11 protein-coding genes are annotated in these 17110 nt (G+C 62.5%); 3 read left to right on the top strand and 8 right to left on the bottom strand.

What is annotated here, in order from left to right; translation table 11 throughout:
• Nucleotides 1-121: 121 nt before the first annotated feature.
• The gene (locus OPIT5_26960) at nt 122-943 is read right to left on the bottom strand and encodes a glycosyltransferase family 1 (GenBank protein ID AHF93314.1); all 822 of its coding nucleotides are present in this window, start codon (nt 941-943) and stop codon (nt 122-124) included.
• A gap of 198 nt (nt 944-1141) precedes the next feature.
• Between OPIT5_26960 and OPIT5_26955 the strand changes: the two genes are divergently transcribed.
• The 3 genes from OPIT5_26955 to OPIT5_26945 are packed head-to-tail and all read left to right on the top strand — an operon-like array spanning nt 1142 to nt 4121.
• Nucleotides 1142-3505, top strand: coding sequence for a beta-galactosidase (locus tag OPIT5_26955; protein AHF93313.1), 2364 nt, complete (start codon nt 1142-1144; stop codon nt 3503-3505).
• A 59-nt stretch (nt 3506-3564) separates the two neighbouring features.
• A complete protein-coding gene (locus tag OPIT5_26950) occupies nt 3565-3813 on the top strand; it encodes a prevent-host-death protein (GenBank protein AHF93312.1) in 249 nt (82 codons plus the stop codon).
• The gene (locus OPIT5_26945) at nt 3810-4121 is read left to right on the top strand and encodes a cytotoxic translational repressor of toxin-antitoxin stability system (GenBank protein ID AHF93311.1); all 312 of its coding nucleotides are present in this window, start codon (nt 3810-3812) and stop codon (nt 4119-4121) included. The genes OPIT5_26950 and OPIT5_26945 overlap by 4 nt, the downstream gene beginning before the upstream one ends.
• Before the next feature lie 94 nt (nt 4122-4215).
• On the opposite strand, the gene OPIT5_26940 is transcribed toward OPIT5_26945, so the two are convergent.
• From OPIT5_26940 to OPIT5_26910, 7 genes are all read right to left on the bottom strand, one after another.
• On the bottom strand, nt 4216-5313 hold the full coding sequence (locus OPIT5_26940; GenBank protein ID AHF93310.1) for a sugar kinase: 1098 nt from the start codon (nt 5311-5313) through the stop codon (nt 4216-4218).
• A gap of 251 nt (nt 5314-5564) precedes the next feature.
• Nucleotides 5565-7574 (bottom strand): sodium:proline symporter, encoded by a 2010-nt coding sequence (locus OPIT5_26935; GenBank protein AHF93309.1) that lies wholly within the window; start codon nt 7572-7574, stop codon nt 5565-5567.
• A gap of 80 nt (nt 7575-7654) precedes the next feature.
• Nucleotides 7655-10081: a beta-galactosidase gene (locus tag OPIT5_26930; GenBank protein AHF93308.1), complete on the bottom strand. Its 2427-nt coding sequence runs from the start codon at nt 10079-10081 to the stop codon at nt 7655-7657.
• On the bottom strand, nt 10078-10773 hold the full coding sequence (locus OPIT5_26925) for a hypothetical protein (GenBank protein AHF94789.1): 696 nt from the start codon (nt 10771-10773) through the stop codon (nt 10078-10080). Before OPIT5_26925 ends, OPIT5_26930 begins: the two co-directional genes overlap by 4 nt.
• Nucleotides 10774-10984: 211 nt before the next feature.
• Nucleotides 10985-15268, bottom strand: coding sequence for a hypothetical protein (locus OPIT5_26920; protein AHF94788.1), 4284 nt, complete (start codon nt 15266-15268; stop codon nt 10985-10987).
• Complete coding sequence (locus OPIT5_26915) at nt 15265-15999, bottom strand: hypothetical protein (protein ID AHF93307.1); 735 nt, start codon at nt 15997-15999, stop codon at nt 15265-15267. Before OPIT5_26915 ends, OPIT5_26920 begins: the two co-directional genes overlap by 4 nt.
• Nucleotides 16000-16067: 68 nt before the next feature.
• Complete coding sequence (locus OPIT5_26910) at nt 16068-17024, bottom strand: anchor protein (GenBank protein ID AHF93306.1); 957 nt, start codon at nt 17022-17024, stop codon at nt 16068-16070.
• Nucleotides 17025-17110 lie beyond the last annotated feature (86 nt).

Genomic DNA, 17110 nt, shown 5'->3' with positions numbered 1-17110 from the left:
AAGTGTCGGCTGAGAAGGCGGGGGGGGGACAGCAGGGGTGAAAAGAGGGAAGGGCAACAATATGGGTAATGAGGAGGGGAAACTGTGTGCCAGGAGCGGGCGTTGAGGACAACGCCCCGCATCAACGACGGCACCGGACAGCGAACGCGATGGCAACCCCGGCCAGTCCGATCAGCAAGGCGGCGGTGGCGGGTTCGGGAACGGGTGTGCCGGAGTAGATTTCGACGTACTGGAGATAACCGGTAAACGGGGATGCGCTGCTGTTCGCTGTGCCCATGTAAAAATTGGTGCTGCTGCAAAATACCCCGGCGACATCGCCCTGCCAGGTGCTCGCTGTCGTTGTTTGTTCGACACCATTGACGAGGAGGCGGACATGACCCGAGGACCCCACAATCGAGTTATCGATGGTCAATGTGTAGTTATTCCATGATGACAGGGACGTCAGTGTCCATTCTGTAGTGGACCAGTTGTTCCCTGTCAGTTTGTGCGAGACTTTGAGGGTTGCGGTGTCCTCCTGGGCGCTGGCCAGAAGTGCCACCCTGAAAAAACCTGTGGTGCCGGTGTTTGCATTCGATTGAAACAGCACGCTATCGGCAGTCGGCGTTGTTGCTTTCATATACCAATCGAAGGTGAGTGCCGTGTAGCTGGAAAAATCAATCGCCTTGTAGGCTGCGGTTTGAGTGCCACTGAAACTGGCACTGTATTCGGTAGGGGCCGCGCTGCTGTGGTCCGTTGACTGGCTCACGCCTGAGGCGGGTTTGGTCAGACTCAAATCCGTTCCACCGGAGGAGTCCTTGAACAGATTGGTGGCATCGCTGAAATCATACAGGGCGATGGTTTCGATTTTTTGAGCGAGCGCGTTGCCGGCACTGGCAACAAGGAGCGCGGCCAAGCCGCACCAAGCGGCAAATGTGGAGGCGGCGAAGCGGGGGTTGGTTTTCATGGGTGGGCAGGATGCGGATTCCGGGTTGGGTTTTACTTAACAGAATTTGTTTCGTTAAGTTTCGTTGACGAAGGCAAAAGTTCCAGGAAGGGTTGTCAACAGGTTTTTTAACAGCCCGATTATTCGCATTTACGAAAGTTTCAGCGAAACAAACAGAAACAACAGTCAATCAACTAAATTAAATTTTTTTCCATCATCATGAACCTCGGCGTCCAATATTACCGTCCTCCGTTTCCCGTCCAAAAATTCTGGGCCGATGACCTGAAGTGCATTCGCGACTCGGGGTTGGACACTCTCCAGCTTTGGGTTACGTGGGCATGGGTCGAAAGCAGGCCGGGGGTGTATCGATTCGAGGACTACGACCGGTTGATGGAACTGGCGGGGGAGGCGGGGCTGGAGGTGATCCTGAGCACGATCGCGGAACTCCAGCCCCACTGGATACACGACGTCGTTCCCGGCAGCGAGATGATCGACAACCACGGACACCGCGTGGTGTCGTCGCTGCGCGAGGAGTCCAACTTCGGCCTCACGCCGGGCGGGTGCACGGAGAATCCTGCCGTGTGGGAACGCATGGCGGGGTTTCTGCGCGAGGTGGTGCTGCGCTACCGGGGGGCGTCACACCTGGCGGGGTGGGATGCGTGGAACGAACTGCGCTGGCACGAACAGTCGGATGCGCTGGTGTGCTTTTGTCCGCATTGCCTGCGGGAGTTCCGCGCATGGCTGGATACGCGTTATGGCGGGCTCGACGGGTTGAACCGGGCGTGGCAGCGGCGTTACGGAAACTGGGGCGAGGTCATGCCGGGGAAACTGCCCTGGCGCCCATTTACCGAGATGATGGCGTGGCAGCGATTTGTAACCTGGAAAGCCAACCGGCACGGCAAGCGTCGCTACGATCTGATCAAGGGACTCGATCCGCAGCGCGCGGTGACGGTGCATGCGGGCGATCCGTCGCCGCTCACCTCGGGCAGCGCCACGGCTCCGTTTGCATATGCGCTGGATCGCGGCAACGACTGGTTTTTCGCGGACGAACTGGACGGGGTCGGATGTTCGAGTTTTCCGCGGCTGTTCGGGATGGATGACACGACGTTTTCCGTGCGGGTGGAGTTTGCGCGTTCGGCCGCGGCGGGTGCGGGACGGGGCGCGGGCGTCTCGCCCGCAGGTGAAGTGGCACGGGCTTCCAGCCCGTGGACGGCGCTCTGTGCCGCAAATGCCATCGGGAGCACAGGCATGGATGCCTTTGCCACTCCATGGGAGACATCACGGGCTGGAAGCCCGTGCCACGTTGCGGGCGGGACGCCCGCGCCACGCGCAAAAAAATTCTGGCTCAGCGAGGTGCAGGGGGGACGCGGGTCGCTCGGGTTTCAGCCGACGGCGGTGGTGGATGCGGCTTCGCAGCAGCGGTGGGTGTGGCGCGGGTTTGCGAGCGGAGCGGACAAGCTGCTGTTCTGGTGCTGGCGCGACGAGGTGTTCGGGCGCGAGTCGGCGGGGTTCGGGCTGATCGGGAATGACGGCCACGCGGAGGCACGCATCGCGGCGATGAAACACACGGCCGGTATCCTGGCGCGTCACCGGGAATTGCTCGCAGCCTGGGAGCCCGATACGCCGGAGGTCGGCGTGTTGTTCAGCCCGTCGAGCTATTATCTGCACTGGTCGCTGGAGGGAAGCGCGACCACGCCCCGCAAGGCGCTGGAGGGTTATTGCCGGGCGCTCGTGAATCGTTCGATTCCCTACACGGTCATCGAGGAGGAGCACCTCGATGCCCTGACGGAGCCGGATGCCGAGGGTGCGAACCGGCTGCGCGTACTGTTTCTGCCGCGAGTGATCGTGGCGAGTGAGAAGCTGGAAAACGCCCTCGCCGCGTTTGTCCGGCGCGGCGGTACGCTGGTGTGCGAATCGGAGTGCGGCGCATTCACGCCGGAGGGTATTTACCGGGAGCCGGGGGACCGGTTTTTCACGCGGCTGGGTTTGCTGCCGGGCGGCGAGGCGGGGCGTCGCGATTTGCCGGAGAACGGCGTGCTTTTGTGCAATTTGCCCGGGGTCAAAAAACGACTGACCCTGCCCGCGCGCCAATGGCTGACGCCCTGGCGTGATTTTCCCGATACCGGCGAGCGCTGGGCAACGCATCCCGACGGCGTTCTCGCCGGAGCAATGCCCGCGGGCGACAACGACGGATGTATCATCCATATCGGTACATTCCCGGGTGATGCCTGCTCAGACTCCGCAACCGCGGATTTCGAAGCGCTGGTCGCTCGGTGCATCGGTTCGATTCCCTCTCCGGTACGATCGCTGGATGCTACGCCCGAAAGCACCGCGGAGGTGGAGGGTCGCTGGTTTGTGAAAACGGGATACGCGGGATCGCGTCGCCTGGCATGCGTGTTCGCGCCTCCGGGCGTGGCCTCTGCACGACTGGCCGTGCAGAAGGGATTTTTCGCAAGCGGACGCGTCACCGAACTGATTTCCGGCGCCGACCTGACGCTTCAACCCGGCGAGGCGAACGATGAGGAGCAACAGCTTGAAGTTTCGTTGGGCGAATGGGGCATCGCCATTCTCTGCGACGCATGAGCGGGACGGCGTTGCTCCGTCACTTGACTTCGTTCCCGAAGAAACTACATATTTTCCACATGGCAAATACCTACGCAGTCAAAGAGGCTCAGACGCATTTACCGGGTCTCGTTCGTGAGGCGGAAGAGGGCGAGGTGGTTACGATCACGCGTCATGCCAAGCCCGTTGCTTTTGTTCTGGGCGCTCAGCGACTTGCCGCCATAGCCGAGACGATGGAACTGCTTTCCAATCCTGCGGCGCGGGCCGCCATCGAGGATGCGCGCGCCGGACGCGGGCGCACTTATAGCCTCGACCAGTTGCCGGGATGAGCGGAAAGCATCCGGCTTATACCGTAAGAGCTCGCGCACAAGTGTATGCCTTTATGCAGACACTTGGTCTGGAGGATGCTCGCAAACTGAAGCGGGCGATCAAGGGACTGGCTGACGGGCGAGGAAATATCCATGCCTTGAGTGAACCATTGGATGGCTTTTACCGTTTGCGTCAGGGTGGTTATCGAGTCGTGTTCTGGTATCGGTCCGGGAAGATCATCGAGTGCGTTTTTGCCGAGCGCCGCAGTGTGATCTATGAGCTGCTGCAAGGCGAGATTCTCGCCAGACTGCGCACAGGGGAAACGTAAGCGGATCGGCCGAGGTTTCGCGAACGAAGCCCCGGCGGTCACGGTCAGGGGGCGGGGCGGGACGCCCGCGCCACCTTGCTCTCCGTTGTATCCGTCAGCGCACGACGCGGGCGCCGCCGCCTTTCATGAGTTTTTCGACTTCCTTTTGCGTGGCCATCGAGGTGTCACCGGGCGTGGTGCTGGCGAAGGCCCCGTGGGCGGCTCCGTAATCGACGGCGAGTTGCGCGTCGTTTTTGCTCAGGAAACCGAACTGGAGGCCCGAGGCGAAGCTGTCGCCGCCGCCGACGCGGTCGAGGATTTCGAGCTCGGGATACTTGCGGCTTTCGTGGAATTTGCCGTCGTGCCAGCAGATCGCGCTCCAGTCGTTCTTCGTCGCGGTGATGACGCGGCGGAGCGTGGTGGCGGCAACCTTGAAGTTGGGGAATTCCTTCACGGCGGTCTCGATCATGGCCTTGAAGGCGTCGATCTCGATGGCGCTGATGTTGTGGTCAACCCCCTTGACCTCGAAGCCGAGCGAGGCGGTGAAGTCTTCCTCGTTGCCGATCATCACGTCCACGTACTTGGCGATCTCGCGGTTGACTTCCTGCGCCTTCTTGAGGCCGCCGATGGTTTTCCAGAGCGAGGGGCGGTAGTTGAGATCGTAGCTGACGATGGTGCCGTGTTTCTTGGCGGCCTTGACGGCCTCGATGGTGAGGGCGGCGGTGCTTTCGGAGAGAGCGGCGAAGATGCCGCCGGTGTGGAACCAGCGGGCGCCGCGCTTGCCGAAGATGTCCTCGAAGTCGAAGTCGCCGGGCTTGAGCTGGGAGGCGGCGGTGTTGCCGCGGTCGGGCACACCGACGGCGCCGCGGATGCCGAAGCCGCGTTCGGTGAAGTTGAGGCCGTTGCGGACGGTGCGGCCGATGCCGTCGTCCTCGCGCCACTTGATGAAGTCGGTGGCGACGCCGCCCTGCAGGATGAAGTCCTCGATGAGGTGGCCGACTTCGTTGTCCACGAAAGCGGTGAGGACGGCGGTTTTGTAGCCGAAACATTTGCGGAGGCCGCGCGAGGTGTTGTATTCGCCGCCGCCTTCCCAGGCGGTGAAGTGGCGGGCGGTGCGCACGCGGGTCTCGCCGGGGTCAAGACGGAGCATGACTTCGCCAAGCGAGATTTGGTCGAACTGGCATTCGGAGGCTGGTTTGATCGGGAGGCTCATGGTGAGGATCGGAAGTTTGTTATCGGGAACCGGAAGTTGGTAGCTGGCTGGATGCTGGCAGGGCGAGTCAGATGATGGACCGGACCAGCACAAGGACAGCTTTTTCTGGATGGAAACGACTTTGGCGAATGGAAGTGACTGTCCATCACTGAGCGCCGGCGGGGCGGGGTCAAAAGGCGGAGGGGTGCAAACAGTTTCAGCCGAAGTGGCGGAAAAATGAAAAAGTCCCCTCCGGGTTGCGAGAAGACGGCTTACCAGGGTTTATGCTGCTCCACGGTGCCGTTGTCGGTGTCGTCGATCTTGTAACCGGCAAGCGAACGGAAAAGGCGCCGGATGTCGCGGATGCCACCCCAGGTAAACCAGATGCCGGTCACCACCGTGATCAGGCAGGGCAGGCCGATCGCCGTCACATGCCAGAAACCCAGCCACGTGCCATGGCTCCACGGTTTGATCCATGAAAACCAGCCCCATTGTCCGACAAGGTTCCAGGCGGTGCCGACGAGCAACACCGCAAACCACAATGCCGCCCAGCCAAACAGGCTCCCCGTGATCCACTTGTCGCCGGTGCCGAACGAACTGTCGATGCCCAGGATTCGCCCGAGCGTCCACGGGCGCTTCGCGACGATCGGCCGGCCATCGGCATCGAGTGGCAGTTCCTCGCGATGCAGCATCCTGTTCAGCGGGTAAGGACGACGGCAGGTGCACAGCGAAACCACAACGTATAACGTGATCGCCACCAGCGTGGAGAAAAACGAAATCTGCATGCCGTTGACCGTAAAATCCGGGACGGGAACACCCAGCGCCTGCAAGGCCCGTGAAAGAAATGCGTCGCCGAACAATTTGTAAACGAGGATGCCCCCGCCCGAAAGAATCGCTCCCGTCACCATCGCCGACCATGCGCCGGCCGAGGTGCCACGCTTCCAGTAAAGTCCGCCGATAATCGCCGCGCCCGCTCCACCGACATAGACGGCGGTCGTTACCTGCCACCACATGATGATGTATTCCGTCTGCCGGAAAAATACACCGAACAAAAATGCGAATATCGCCACGCCGATGATGCACACCCGAAGCAGGCGGATGTGTCCCGTTGGCGAAGGCGGACGTTTGAGGCGGGGCAGGATCACATCCTGCGCGAGGATGCCGCCCCAGGAATGAAGATGCGTGGAGTCTCCGCCAAAAATGCCGAGCAACAGCACCGCGCAAAGCGCGCCCTTTACGCCAACCGGCAGCATGTGGGACAGCGCCACCGGGATCGTCATCTGCTTTTGGATCTGCGCCTGCCCGATGCCGGCAATCGACTCGCGCGCGTCTTCGGACGCGGAGGCGAAATCGGGGTGCCCCAGGTAGGTCAGCGCGGCCAGCGCCAGCAACACCACCACGGCACTCTTCCCCTGCTCGCGCCAGCGCCCGAGCAGGCCACCCATGCGCGCCTCGTGCGGCGTGGCTCCGGCCGCATTGTAGGCGCTGGAATTTTGCCAGGCCATGGTGCCGTAGGTGCCGACAAACACACCCATCAGGACAAACCACAGATTGAAATCCTGCACCGCCCACGCATCGAACGGATTGACCATCGAATGATTCGGCGGTCGCGTGCCGATGAAGGCCGACATCTCGCTCCAGTCCACCATGCAAAGCACGCCCACAATGATGACGATATACATCAACTGGGAGAAAATCCCCTCGATGCAGTCCGTCACCATCAGCGTGATCAATCCGCCGGAAATCGTAAGCGTGAGGGCGACGGCGAGGAACACTCCCATCAACGGAATGTAAGTAGGAATTGAATACGAAATGACCGTCAGTTCCGGCGGCAGTTGCAGAAAATACACCATGAACCGCGCGCCGATCGCGGGGATGATGCCGAAGTTGATCGCCCCGGCCACGAATCCCAACACCCCGGCGAACAGGCGGAAATTGCGACTGTAGCGCATCTCGAAAAACTGCGCCAGCGTCATGGCCCGCGTCTCTCGAAACCGGTAAATGACGAACCCGAAAATCGCCACGACGATGGCCACCGGACCCGTGATCCATCCCCACCACGTGGGAATGAACCCGGACTGCGCGAACACCTCCCACGACGCCACAAACACGACGGCGCCTGCCGACATCTCGCCCTTGGCTACGGCCAGCAAATAGCGCCCTCCGACGCGTCCTCCGGACACAAAATGGGCGACACTTTTCATGTAGCGATGCGTGACGACGCCGATGGTCAGGATGATGATCAACGGGATGAGGATGACGAGCCAGTCGAGGATGTGCATAAGACGGAAAAATGAAGGCGCAGGGCAGCACCGCCGGGGAGCTGCCTGCGGGAAAAAATCACCGGATGCGGAGGGATGGATTACCGGATCATCGCGAGTTCAGGCTCGGGCGCTGCCTCGGCCTCCGGACGTGCCCGCACGGGCGCGAAGCGCACCCGCCGCCGCCCCGTGACGCGCACGGAATGAATGCCCGCGCCACTTCCATCCGTGTTCAATACCTTGATACTTGCCATCTGGTCGGCGGTAAAACCGCTCCCGCCATCGCTCCGGGGCACGGCGACCAGCAGCACTTCGATATCGCGCCCGCCGTTTTCCCTGAAAAACCGGCGCAGCCCCAGTTCCCAGATCTGGCCGTTGCCGAAGTTGTCGTGCACCAGACGTCCGCCGATGAACGCGCTCCCCACATCGCCAGTGTAGCCGATCCGCAACAAGACTTCGTCGAAGCCGGCGAACTCTTCCGCCCGCACGCGCACGCTCACCCGCGACGCCGCGATTTGCTCCACCTCCACACGCGGCGATCGCGTTTCCACGTCCACGCTGTGCCGTTGGAAGACGCCCGACCTCGCGCCCCCCGATTCATCCAGCGGGGGGAATACATGCAATGTCACCGATTCCACATCGCGCCCTCCGGTTTCGGCCAAAATCTCCATGTGATCGTTCGCAAAAACCACATCGCAGGAACTCACGACCACACGTTCCTCTCCTTCGAAACGTCCGCGCCAGAATTGCAACGCCGCCTTGTCGTCCAGCACAACCATGACGGCTTCCCGGCCCGAAGAAGCGGTTACGCAAACCATCGACTCAATCCCCGGCTCCAGGTCGATGAGCAAATGACCGCCCTCCTCGCACACCCGGCTGCCATCGTTGCCGGAGTTCACCGACCGCACGCTCCGGCGGTCAAACGCCAGTCGCGCGGCCACCCCCTCCGGTGCGTGGAAGAAGAAATAGTCTTTTTCCTGCCAGGTCAGCTTCGTCAAGGGCTGGACCGTGGCGTAGTCCAGTCGCGCATCGCCCACCTGCATCCCGAAGGGAAGAATCATGCACACAGCGGGCTTCAGGCGGACGGAAAACATCCATGCAGCCGCGTCGGCACCGGCGAGGCAGATTTCCACCCGTTCACGATCCGGAAGCGGACAATGATCCTGGTAGTTGTTGATGAAGACAAACCCGCGGGCCTTCCCTTCGTTCCCGGGCGCACCCGCGTCCGCACGCACCGCGCAGCGGACCCTGCTCACATCCGACGGCGATACGACCGGACCTCCGTCGGGATGCACCACGCGCATCGGCGCCAGTTCCGCGCCCCACGCGTCGAGAAAGAGAAACAACCGCCGCAACCGGTGATACGATTCCCGCAACTGGCCGAACTCGCCGATTGGCGCCTGAAAATCATACGAAAAACGCGGACACCGGTGCTCGTTCAGGAAGCCACCCCGCCGACTCTCCGGATTGGTGCCGCCGTGGTAAACATAAAACCCCGGCAGATTGGCCCCCGATCCCAGCGCCACCACCAGCATGCTGTCCACGCTTTCCGGCGGCACCACGGGGCGGTTTTTGTAAAAAACCTGCACGCCGCTGCCCAGTTCGCAGCACGCATACGGCACGCGCGTGGCGTCAAATTTCACACCCCACCCCCGCGCCTTCTCGTCCGCCGCCAGCAGATCGCGGAACACATAATTGTCCGACGGCTCTTGCGGGATGCCGGCATCGATCCACGGATGAAACGCGTAGCCGCCGAACACCGGCAAAAACTCTTCCTCCGACACGGGCGACTCTCCCCAGCCTGTCGCCGTATAAACCGGAGCCACCAGACCTGCGTGTCGCGCCAGTTCCTTCAACATGCGCAGATGCCCGATGCCCCCGCTCCCGCGTGGAGTGAATTCCACACCCTCGACATGCGTGGTCTCCCACGGGGCGGCGCTGTCCATGAACTCGTTCTCCAGTTGAATTGCCACCACCGGCCCGCCTTCGCCGAACATGAACCCGGCAGCCTGCCGCCCGATCTCGCCAAACAACCGCCCGACCAGCGCCAGATAACGCGGATCGTCGCTCCGCGCCTCGAACGGCTGCGCATACAGCCAGTCGGGCAGCCCGCCGTTGCGAGCCTCGCCATGCGCGAACGGACCGATGCGCAACGCCACCTCCAGGTCGTGCTTCTTGCACAATCCGAGAAACGCGCGCAGGTCGCGGCGGCCGGACCAGTCGAACACGCCCTGCTCCTCCTCATGGTGATTCCAGAAAATGTAGGTCGCCAGAATCCGGATGCCACCGGCCCTGATTTTCAGAATCGCCGGTTCCCATTCCTCGCGCGGACACCGCGAGTAGTGAAATTCTCCCATCGCGGGGAGCCACGGAAGGCCGTCCCGGGTGATGTGCGAGGCGTTCACCTCCAGGCATTCGCCGGTCGCCGGATTTTTCCCGCGAAAGGCGGAAAGCGGCCGCGCATTGCCGGCGCGTGCCAAAAAATCGTTAGTAATAGTAAAACGGATACTTGAAGAATCGTATTTCATCGAGAATGGCCCGACAGGGCGCGCTGGCGCACGCGTTCGAGTTCGTCGCGGGAAAGCGCGCCCTCCTCGCCGGTTCGCGCGCCGAACAGGCGCAGGTCATCGAAGTAGACACCCATCGGAACCGGCGACCGGGAGTCCATCGCATTGGCAATCCGGATACCGCCGATGCGGCCAAGCGTGAAATCCCGGGTCCAGTGGCCCGGACGCTTGACCCGTCCGGCAGGGCGGACGGGATCGTTCTCCGATCCCACATAAAACTCCACCAGCCGGGTCTGGCTGGCGGCATCAAAAACCAGCGCGAAAAAAATCCACTCGTCCATGCGGCTGAACGCATCGTCCCAGGCCGAATAACTGACGCCCTCGCCCGTGTGCAGATTGTTACCCTCCGGCCCCACCACCGAGACCAGAGACATCGCCCACCGGTCGGGAGCGCCGCCCGCCTTGGAGCCGAAATGAAGCTGGAATCCGTTGCCTTCCAGCGGCACGAGCTGAAAGAGCGTGCCGCGAGTCCGACGGTTGAAATTGAGCCTGTACCAGCCGCACAGCGTGAATGACACGAGCCCGTCGAACCCCGCGACATGAGCGTCGGCGCGGGTGCTGGCGCTCGAGCTTGAGAGAAAAACATCCCGGTCGCCGGTTCGGCCGATTCCCGTGCCTCCGCCCGCTCCCGCACCGGGCAGGCTCCGGCTCATCGCGGAGCCGATGGAAAGATTCCGCCCCAGCGGCCCGTGATCACGGACCACCTCGTCTCCACCCTCCTCCTCAAAGGTGTAGTGGAGAAGGCAGTGCTGATCAGAATTGTCCCGCCCTCCGGATTTCCTGTCTGGTGATGCGGCTGTACTCCATGCAGCAGCCAGCAGGAACAGCACGACGGCGCAGCTTGTTTTCGTCATCTTCATGTCATTACCAGTAGTGGAACATATACGGGTCGAAGGACCTGAAGAGCGGACGGTAATAATTCGCCGTCGCCGGTGCGGCCGGGCTGCCGTCGGAGGCGGCGGCCGTGCGGTCGAGGTCCAGCATGTCGGCCCAGAAGCCGAATCCCTTGGTTCCCGCCACCACCTTGAGCGTCAGGATGTTTTCCCCGGCCTGGAGCGGAACATCGACCATGAACCCGGCCGGCTTCGGACTGGCGTGCAGTTTGTTGACTTCCAGATGCAGGCGTCCGTTGACCCAGAGTTTCAGCCAGTAATCGACGCCGAGGCGCAGCCGCACCATGCGGTCCTTGTCCGACCGGAGCTTGTGAATCGCATAGGCAGCCGAACCGTCGGCCGTCTGTAATTCGCCGCCCAGATCGACAAACCCGTTGTTGTCGGCGCGCACGGCCTTGCGCCAGTAAAGCGAGCCGGAGTTGTCGCCGGGACTATATCCGGTATTGGGGTTGTCGTTACCGGCAATCGCATCTTCCTCGCCGGGGAACACGGTGTCGAGCAGAGCAACGGCGGCGGTGTCGGCACCGCGACGCCACGGGCCGAGGACTTCCCAGTTGACGATGGCGCGATGCGTTTGCGGCTGCCCCATCCGGCATACGCGTCCGGCCAGATCGCCGGAAGGGGAGGCCCCGAGATTGGTGAGCACCTGGGCAAGCAGGCGCTGCAATCGCGACACGCTCAGTTGCACGGCCTCGCGCTTCAGGGGGTCGTCGGCGTACCGGTCGGCGAGATGACGCGGGTCCACCTGCAAAAATACTTCCCGCCCGGCGCCTGCGCTGCGTTCCAGCATCAGGCCGCCGGCGAGCAGACGGCTTTGGGAATCGGCCGCGCCGGTGATTATCTGGACGTCGAGCGCATCGCGCCAGCGCCACAAGTCCGCGCCGAGGCCGCGCATGACGGAGCCGGTTTCGATCTCCGGCGAGTTTTGCCGGGGCGCGGCCTGCGCCGGGGCACGCACGAGACTGCGCGACCCGGAGGCGTAGCCTGCGGCAGCGAGCGACGCCTGTGTTTGCGGGAGGTGCAAGACGTTGCCGCCCTGCCGGAGGAAGGCGGCGATGCGAGCCCGGGTATCCGGCGATTCGGCGGAGGCGTCGCGATCCAGCACCAGCAGCGCCTGCGTGGCATCGGCGGCATTTTCCGGCCACGATCCCTCGCGGAGCCCGGCATGCACCGCGCGCAGCAGTGCCGCGCCTTCGGGCGAGCCGTGGTAATAGACCTTGCGTGTCGGGGGCAGCGGCGCGGCCAGCGTTTGCAGCAGGTTGGAGGCAAGCCGGGTGGCGGCGGGGTCGCTTCCGATGCGTCCGGTGAAATCGATGGAGGAGTAATAGACGGCGCCCCGGCCATGCCGCCATTCGAGGAGCGGGGTGTAGGAGAGATCGAACTCGGTTTTCAGGATCGGCGTGAATCCGGCGACTTCGGGAATTTTGATGGCGACGGAGGCCACGGCGTGGCGGTTGGTCCAGCGCGGGGCGCGGGGCGTGTCGTAGGTGCGCACCTGGCGTCCTTCGGGCAGCAGGTCGGGGGAGCCGCGCCAGTTGACGAGATCGACGTCCCGCAGTCCGCGCAGCACGGGGCTGCCGCGATCGGGATCGGGATTGGGATTGGCGGCAAACGTGTAGCGGGGCAGTGTTTCGACGGTTTCGAAGCCGAGCATTTCCCAGACGGCGGGTTGTTGTTCCAGGATGAGGACCTTGAGGCCGCGTTCGATGTCGGCGGCGGTCCATGGCAGAGCGGCGCCCGGCTGCAGGGCCTCGCGCCCGACGATCAGTACATCGTGCCGGTCCGGCGAGGAGGGGGCCCACGGCTCCGGATTCAGCCCGAGCGACCGAAGCCAGGCGGCGCTGCGTCCGGCGGGATCGATGAGGGCAAAACGTGCGCTTCCCGTGTCCGGTTTTTCACTACGTTCGAATACCTGAATCGAAAACGAATCACGGGCGATTTCCTGTCCATTTTTGCGGACGCGCATCGTGAGCGCTGCGTCTCCGGCGGGGGAGGGGGGGGCGGTCAGGTCGAGCGGGATGAACGAAATGTCGCCGGGCGCGAGTGTGACCTCGCGCGTTCCGCTCGCCAGCGGTTCGTTGCCGCCGGAGCGGGTGAAAACCCAGTCGACGGTCACGGTTTCGGGGTCGGAGCCATCCCAGACGAGGGCGATCTGTTTGCCGAATTTTTCCCCGGTGTAAAAGGCGTGCGTCTTGTCGGTATGCACCCCGCCGCCGGCGATCCAGGCGAGGAAGGTTTTGTTGGATTTCGCGTGAATGTCGAAATTGGGATTGGCCCACTCCGGTTTCTTTTCCACGGGACCGGGCAGGTTCCGGTAACGGTAAGTGTATTGTCTGGCGCCGGGCTTGAGTCCCGGCGGATTGCCGTAGCCCACGCTGAGCAGCCAGTGTTTCCATCCGCCGTTCACTCCCCATGTCCGCCAGGAGCGGTTGGTCGCGTTGACGAACAGGTCCTGAAACTCCCAATACACGGGATAATTGGCATCATCGACCTGGCTCCACGCGGTCAGTTTTTTCCAGTCGATGGCGCTCGTCCGCACCAGATCCCGGAGTCCGGCCTCGGTTTCGATCTCATAGGCGCGCTCGCCGAGGTAGATCGAGGCGAACTCGGTGAGCAGAAACTGGCGGTTTTTCCAGAAATTGGCCTCGAACGGCTGGCCAAACTCGACGGCCGCGTAGGGCATGTCGCCGTCGCGTGCCCAGCCCATCGGCCATTCCTCGCGTTCCTGCAAAGGCACGAAATTGAGGTAGACGTTGGCGCTGGAGATGTCGGCGAGGCTGCCGTCGGCATGGGAAAAGGCGAGCCGGGTGGGATCGTTGCGTTTGGTGATTCCGGCGGCGATTTCGATCACGCGGGCGCGTCCGAAGGGATTGGGCGTCTCCCGGCGTCCGAGCGTGCCGGCATGGATGTTTTCGCGCGGGTTGTAGCTGTTCATGCCCACCGACCAGGCGAGGACGGAGGGGTGGTTGCGGTATTTGCGCAGATGACGTTTCATCTCCGCGGTGTAGGCTTCTTGCAGGGGGATGTTGTCGATGAAGGCGGTGCCGAGGTAGGAGATCGAGGGCACGGGGGCGGTGAGGGCGAAGCCGAGCCGGTCGGCCTCCGCGATCAGCGCCTCGTCGAGCAGCGGGATGTCGTTCCAGTCCCGCCACCAGAGTTTGGGGTGTGGTTGCAGCGCGCCGCTGTTGTAGCCGATCAACCGGTAAAACGAGAGGGCGTTGGCGTCCGCGCCGAAGAGGTCCGTCAGGCGCAGGCGGATGGGGTGGCCGTTGAGCATGAGCAGGCGGCCTTCCGTCCAGACTTCGCGGAAGCCGAAGGTCGTGCCTTCGTTCGTATCCAGAAGTCTGTCACCTTGGGAAAGCCGGGCTGTGATCGTGTAGAGATACGGTTTTTCGAGTTCCCAGGTCACGGGATCGGCCCACGGCGTTTTCAGGTGATGGACGCTGCGGCCGGCGGGGATTTTAGCGGGAGAGCTTTTCAAGGCCAGAACCTGGCGGCCATCCTTGTCGTGCACCGAAACGTCAATGATGGAGTTGTGGAGGTCGCTGGCGGCATCGACCTCGATTTCCAGGCCGAGGGTTTTTTGTCTCCACGAGGGAATCGCGAACACATCGACGATGGCACTGGGCGGGCGGGCGGTCAGGGTGACGGGACCGGTGATGCCCAACGGCCATTGTTGCAGGGGGAGTTTTTCACGTCCGGTGCGGGCGGTGTGGCGCAGGAGGTCTTGTTCAAAGGTGCGCGACATGCCGGTGTAGTCGCGGGTGTTGAAGACGGTCAGCGTGTTTTCGCGTCCGGGATTCAGGGCGGCGGTCAGTTCAAGTTCGCCGCCGGGGGCGGGCATTTCGGCGATGCGTTTTCCGTTGAGGAAGACGATGGCGTCGCCGTCCACGCGGCTGAAATCCACGAATACACGGGAGCGTTTTTCCCATGCGGCGGGCGGCGTGAAAGTCGTCTCGTGCCAGAGGGAGTTTACCTTGGCGCGGTCGATGTTTTTCCAGGGAGCGTTGCCGGGCTGCGCCACGGGTTGATTCGTGTTCCAGCCGGCGCTGAGTTCGATCATGCGCGAGCGTCCCCATGCAGCGGGGTCGGGCGGGGTGCCGGGGTGGGTCGCGGGCTGTATCCGCCAGCCGGTGTTGAGTTCCAGCGTCGGATGGTTCGCGGCGGCGACGGTCGCGATTGGCGCCAGGAGTGTGGCAAGAACGCAGAGGGTGACGCGAATGGGGCGATTTTGAAAAGGCCGGGGAAAAATCATTTTATGGGGTTGTAGTCGAGGTCGAGCTTGCCGGCGTGCCAGTCGAAGAAGATGGCGTTGCGCCAGTTGCCGTGCACGGGTTCGGGAGGGAGTTCGGCGACCCAACCGGGGTTGCCCCCGTTACGGGTGGATTTCTGGTCGGTCTCGGCGAATGCCCACGTTTTGCTGAGGGAAACGAGGGATGAGAGTTGGGCGTGGGTTACCGGCGCGACACCGGGGGTGCCACTTTTGCCAAAGGGGGCAAGGCTTTTGCCGTCGGCACTCTGGTTGACGATGAGGGATGTCTTGGAACTCGGGTCCACCCGCTTTTTCCAGGCAGGGCAGGTGAGCACATCAGCATATCGGGCGGTGCCGGTGGGGACGGGAAGGGACAGGTAAGTGTGGAGGAGGGATCCCAGGTCCTGCGGCCATGCGTCGTTTTTCCAGTTCCAGTCGCTGTATCTAGGACCGTAAGCGAGCATGGTTTGCGCGGGGAGCCGATCTTTGTTGTCGCTCACAAACATGGCGAGGGCTATGCCGGTTTGCCGGAGGTTGGAGAGACAGCGGGCGTTGTCGGCGGCGCCGCGGACTTTGCCGATCACGGGGATCGTTATCGCGGCGAGGATGCCGATGATGGCAATGACTGTCAGCAGCTCAACGAGTGTGAAGGCATGCGGAGTCCGGGCGGAACGGGAGGCATCCGCGAACGGGCGCGGCGGAAACGATGGGCGGAGGTGTGTCGGGGTGTGCATGGCGGGATGACTGGAGCAACAGGGGCGATTGTGAGGTGGAATTGCGGTGGAGCGATTTCGAAACCGCATCAGCCCGGGCAGCGACGGCGGCGGAAGCCAAGGGTCGCGCAGACCGTGCCCAGGGCGACGATCAGGACGGATGCCGATGCCTCGGGAATGGCCGCGCCCACCTGCAGGATTCCGTCTCCGGAAAACACCGCCAGCTTGTGCTGCGCATCCGAAGTCAGCGAACCGTAGGTGCCGCTGGTGATCCAGGAGGCGCCGCCATCCAGCGAGAGACGTCCGATGATGTCGGTTCCGACGAAGGACAGCTCGACGGCACCGGCAGCCAGGTCGGCATGGAGCTGGAGATCGGCGTTGTCATTGATGTAGTCGTGGGTGATGCCGCCGGAGAGTTTGAGCGACACGCCGGAATCCAGCAGGCGTACCTTGCCGGTTCCGAGAGCACCATCCGCCAGAGCCTCGAGGCGTCCGTTGCCGTTGCTGTTGAAAACAATGTCGGTACCTCCGGAGTAAGTGTTAGCGGAGGTCAGTTGCACGGTGCCATTGCGGATGTTGAGATAACCCGTTCCCTGAATCAGGGAGGAAATTTCAATAGTGCGATTGTTGGTGGGATTGATGATGCCGTAGCTGGTCACCGTGATTTTGCCGGCAAGCCGGGCGAGGTTGTTTGACCAGTTCTGTATCTGGCCTGACGTGCCACCAAAACGGAAATCCTCAATCGTAACGACTCCGGAGCCTCTGAAGGCCAGGACGCCGCTTCCGTTCAGGGTGAGACTCTTTCCCCCAAAGGTATAGTCAGTCGTGCCGGATGGCGTCTCGACGCGATAGCTCCCCGCGAAGTAGTCGTTGGCGGACGAGGGAGGATTCTCCTCTCCCCAGATGGTTCCGGTTGTGAAACCTTCGCCCGATGCAACGGCGTTGACGATGTCCGCGTGAAGGGGAGCTGTCAGACTGGCGACAAGAAAGCCGGCGAAACCGGCGAGAGGCAGGCAGGAGGTGTTTTTCAGACGGGTAGTGATCATTGGTTGGGCAGGGTTGATCTGGTTTTGAAAAATCGATCACGCAAAATAGTCAAGCAATGTTTTTTCTGTTCGGCAAAAACTCTTTC

This window comes from Opitutaceae bacterium TAV5, assembly GCA_000242935.3.
In the GTDB taxonomy this organism is placed as follows: Bacteria; Verrucomicrobiota; Verrucomicrobiia; order Opitutales; family Opitutaceae; genus Geminisphaera.
The sequence above is the reverse complement of the archived record's forward strand: the minus strand, read 5'-3'. Positions and strand labels throughout refer to the sequence as shown.

Coding starts and splice junctions, on each gene's coding strand:
- OPIT5_26960 (AHF93314.1), bottom strand. CDS start 943: ATGAAAACCAACCCCCGCTTCGCCGCCTCCACATTTGCCGCTTGGTGC.
- OPIT5_26955 (AHF93313.1), top strand. CDS start 1,142: ATGAACCTCGGCGTCCAATATTACCGTCCTCCGTTTCCCGTCCAAAAA.
- OPIT5_26950 (AHF93312.1), top strand. CDS start 3,565: ATGGCAAATACCTACGCAGTCAAAGAGGCTCAGACGCATTTACCGGGT.
- OPIT5_26945 (AHF93311.1), top strand. CDS start 3,810: ATGAGCGGAAAGCATCCGGCTTATACCGTAAGAGCTCGCGCACAAGTG.
- OPIT5_26940 (AHF93310.1), bottom strand. CDS start 5,313: ATGAGCCTCCCGATCAAACCAGCCTCCGAATGCCAGTTCGACCAAATC.
- OPIT5_26935 (AHF93309.1), bottom strand. CDS start 7,574: ATGCACATCCTCGACTGGCTCGTCATCCTCATCCCGTTGATCATCATC.
- OPIT5_26930 (AHF93308.1), bottom strand. CDS start 10,081: ATGAAATACGATTCTTCAAGTATCCGTTTTACTATTACTAACGATTTT.
- OPIT5_26925 (AHF94789.1), bottom strand. CDS start 10,773: ATGAGCCGGAGCCTGCCCGGTGCGGGAGCGGGCGGAGGCACGGGAATC.
- OPIT5_26920 (AHF94788.1), bottom strand. CDS start 15,268: ATGATTTTTCCCCGGCCTTTTCAAAATCGCCCCATTCGCGTCACCCTC.
- OPIT5_26915 (AHF93307.1), bottom strand. CDS start 15,999: ATGCACACCCCGACACACCTCCGCCCATCGTTTCCGCCGCGCCCGTTC.
- OPIT5_26910 (AHF93306.1), bottom strand. CDS start 17,024: ATGATCACTACCCGTCTGAAAAACACCTCCTGCCTGCCTCTCGCCGGT.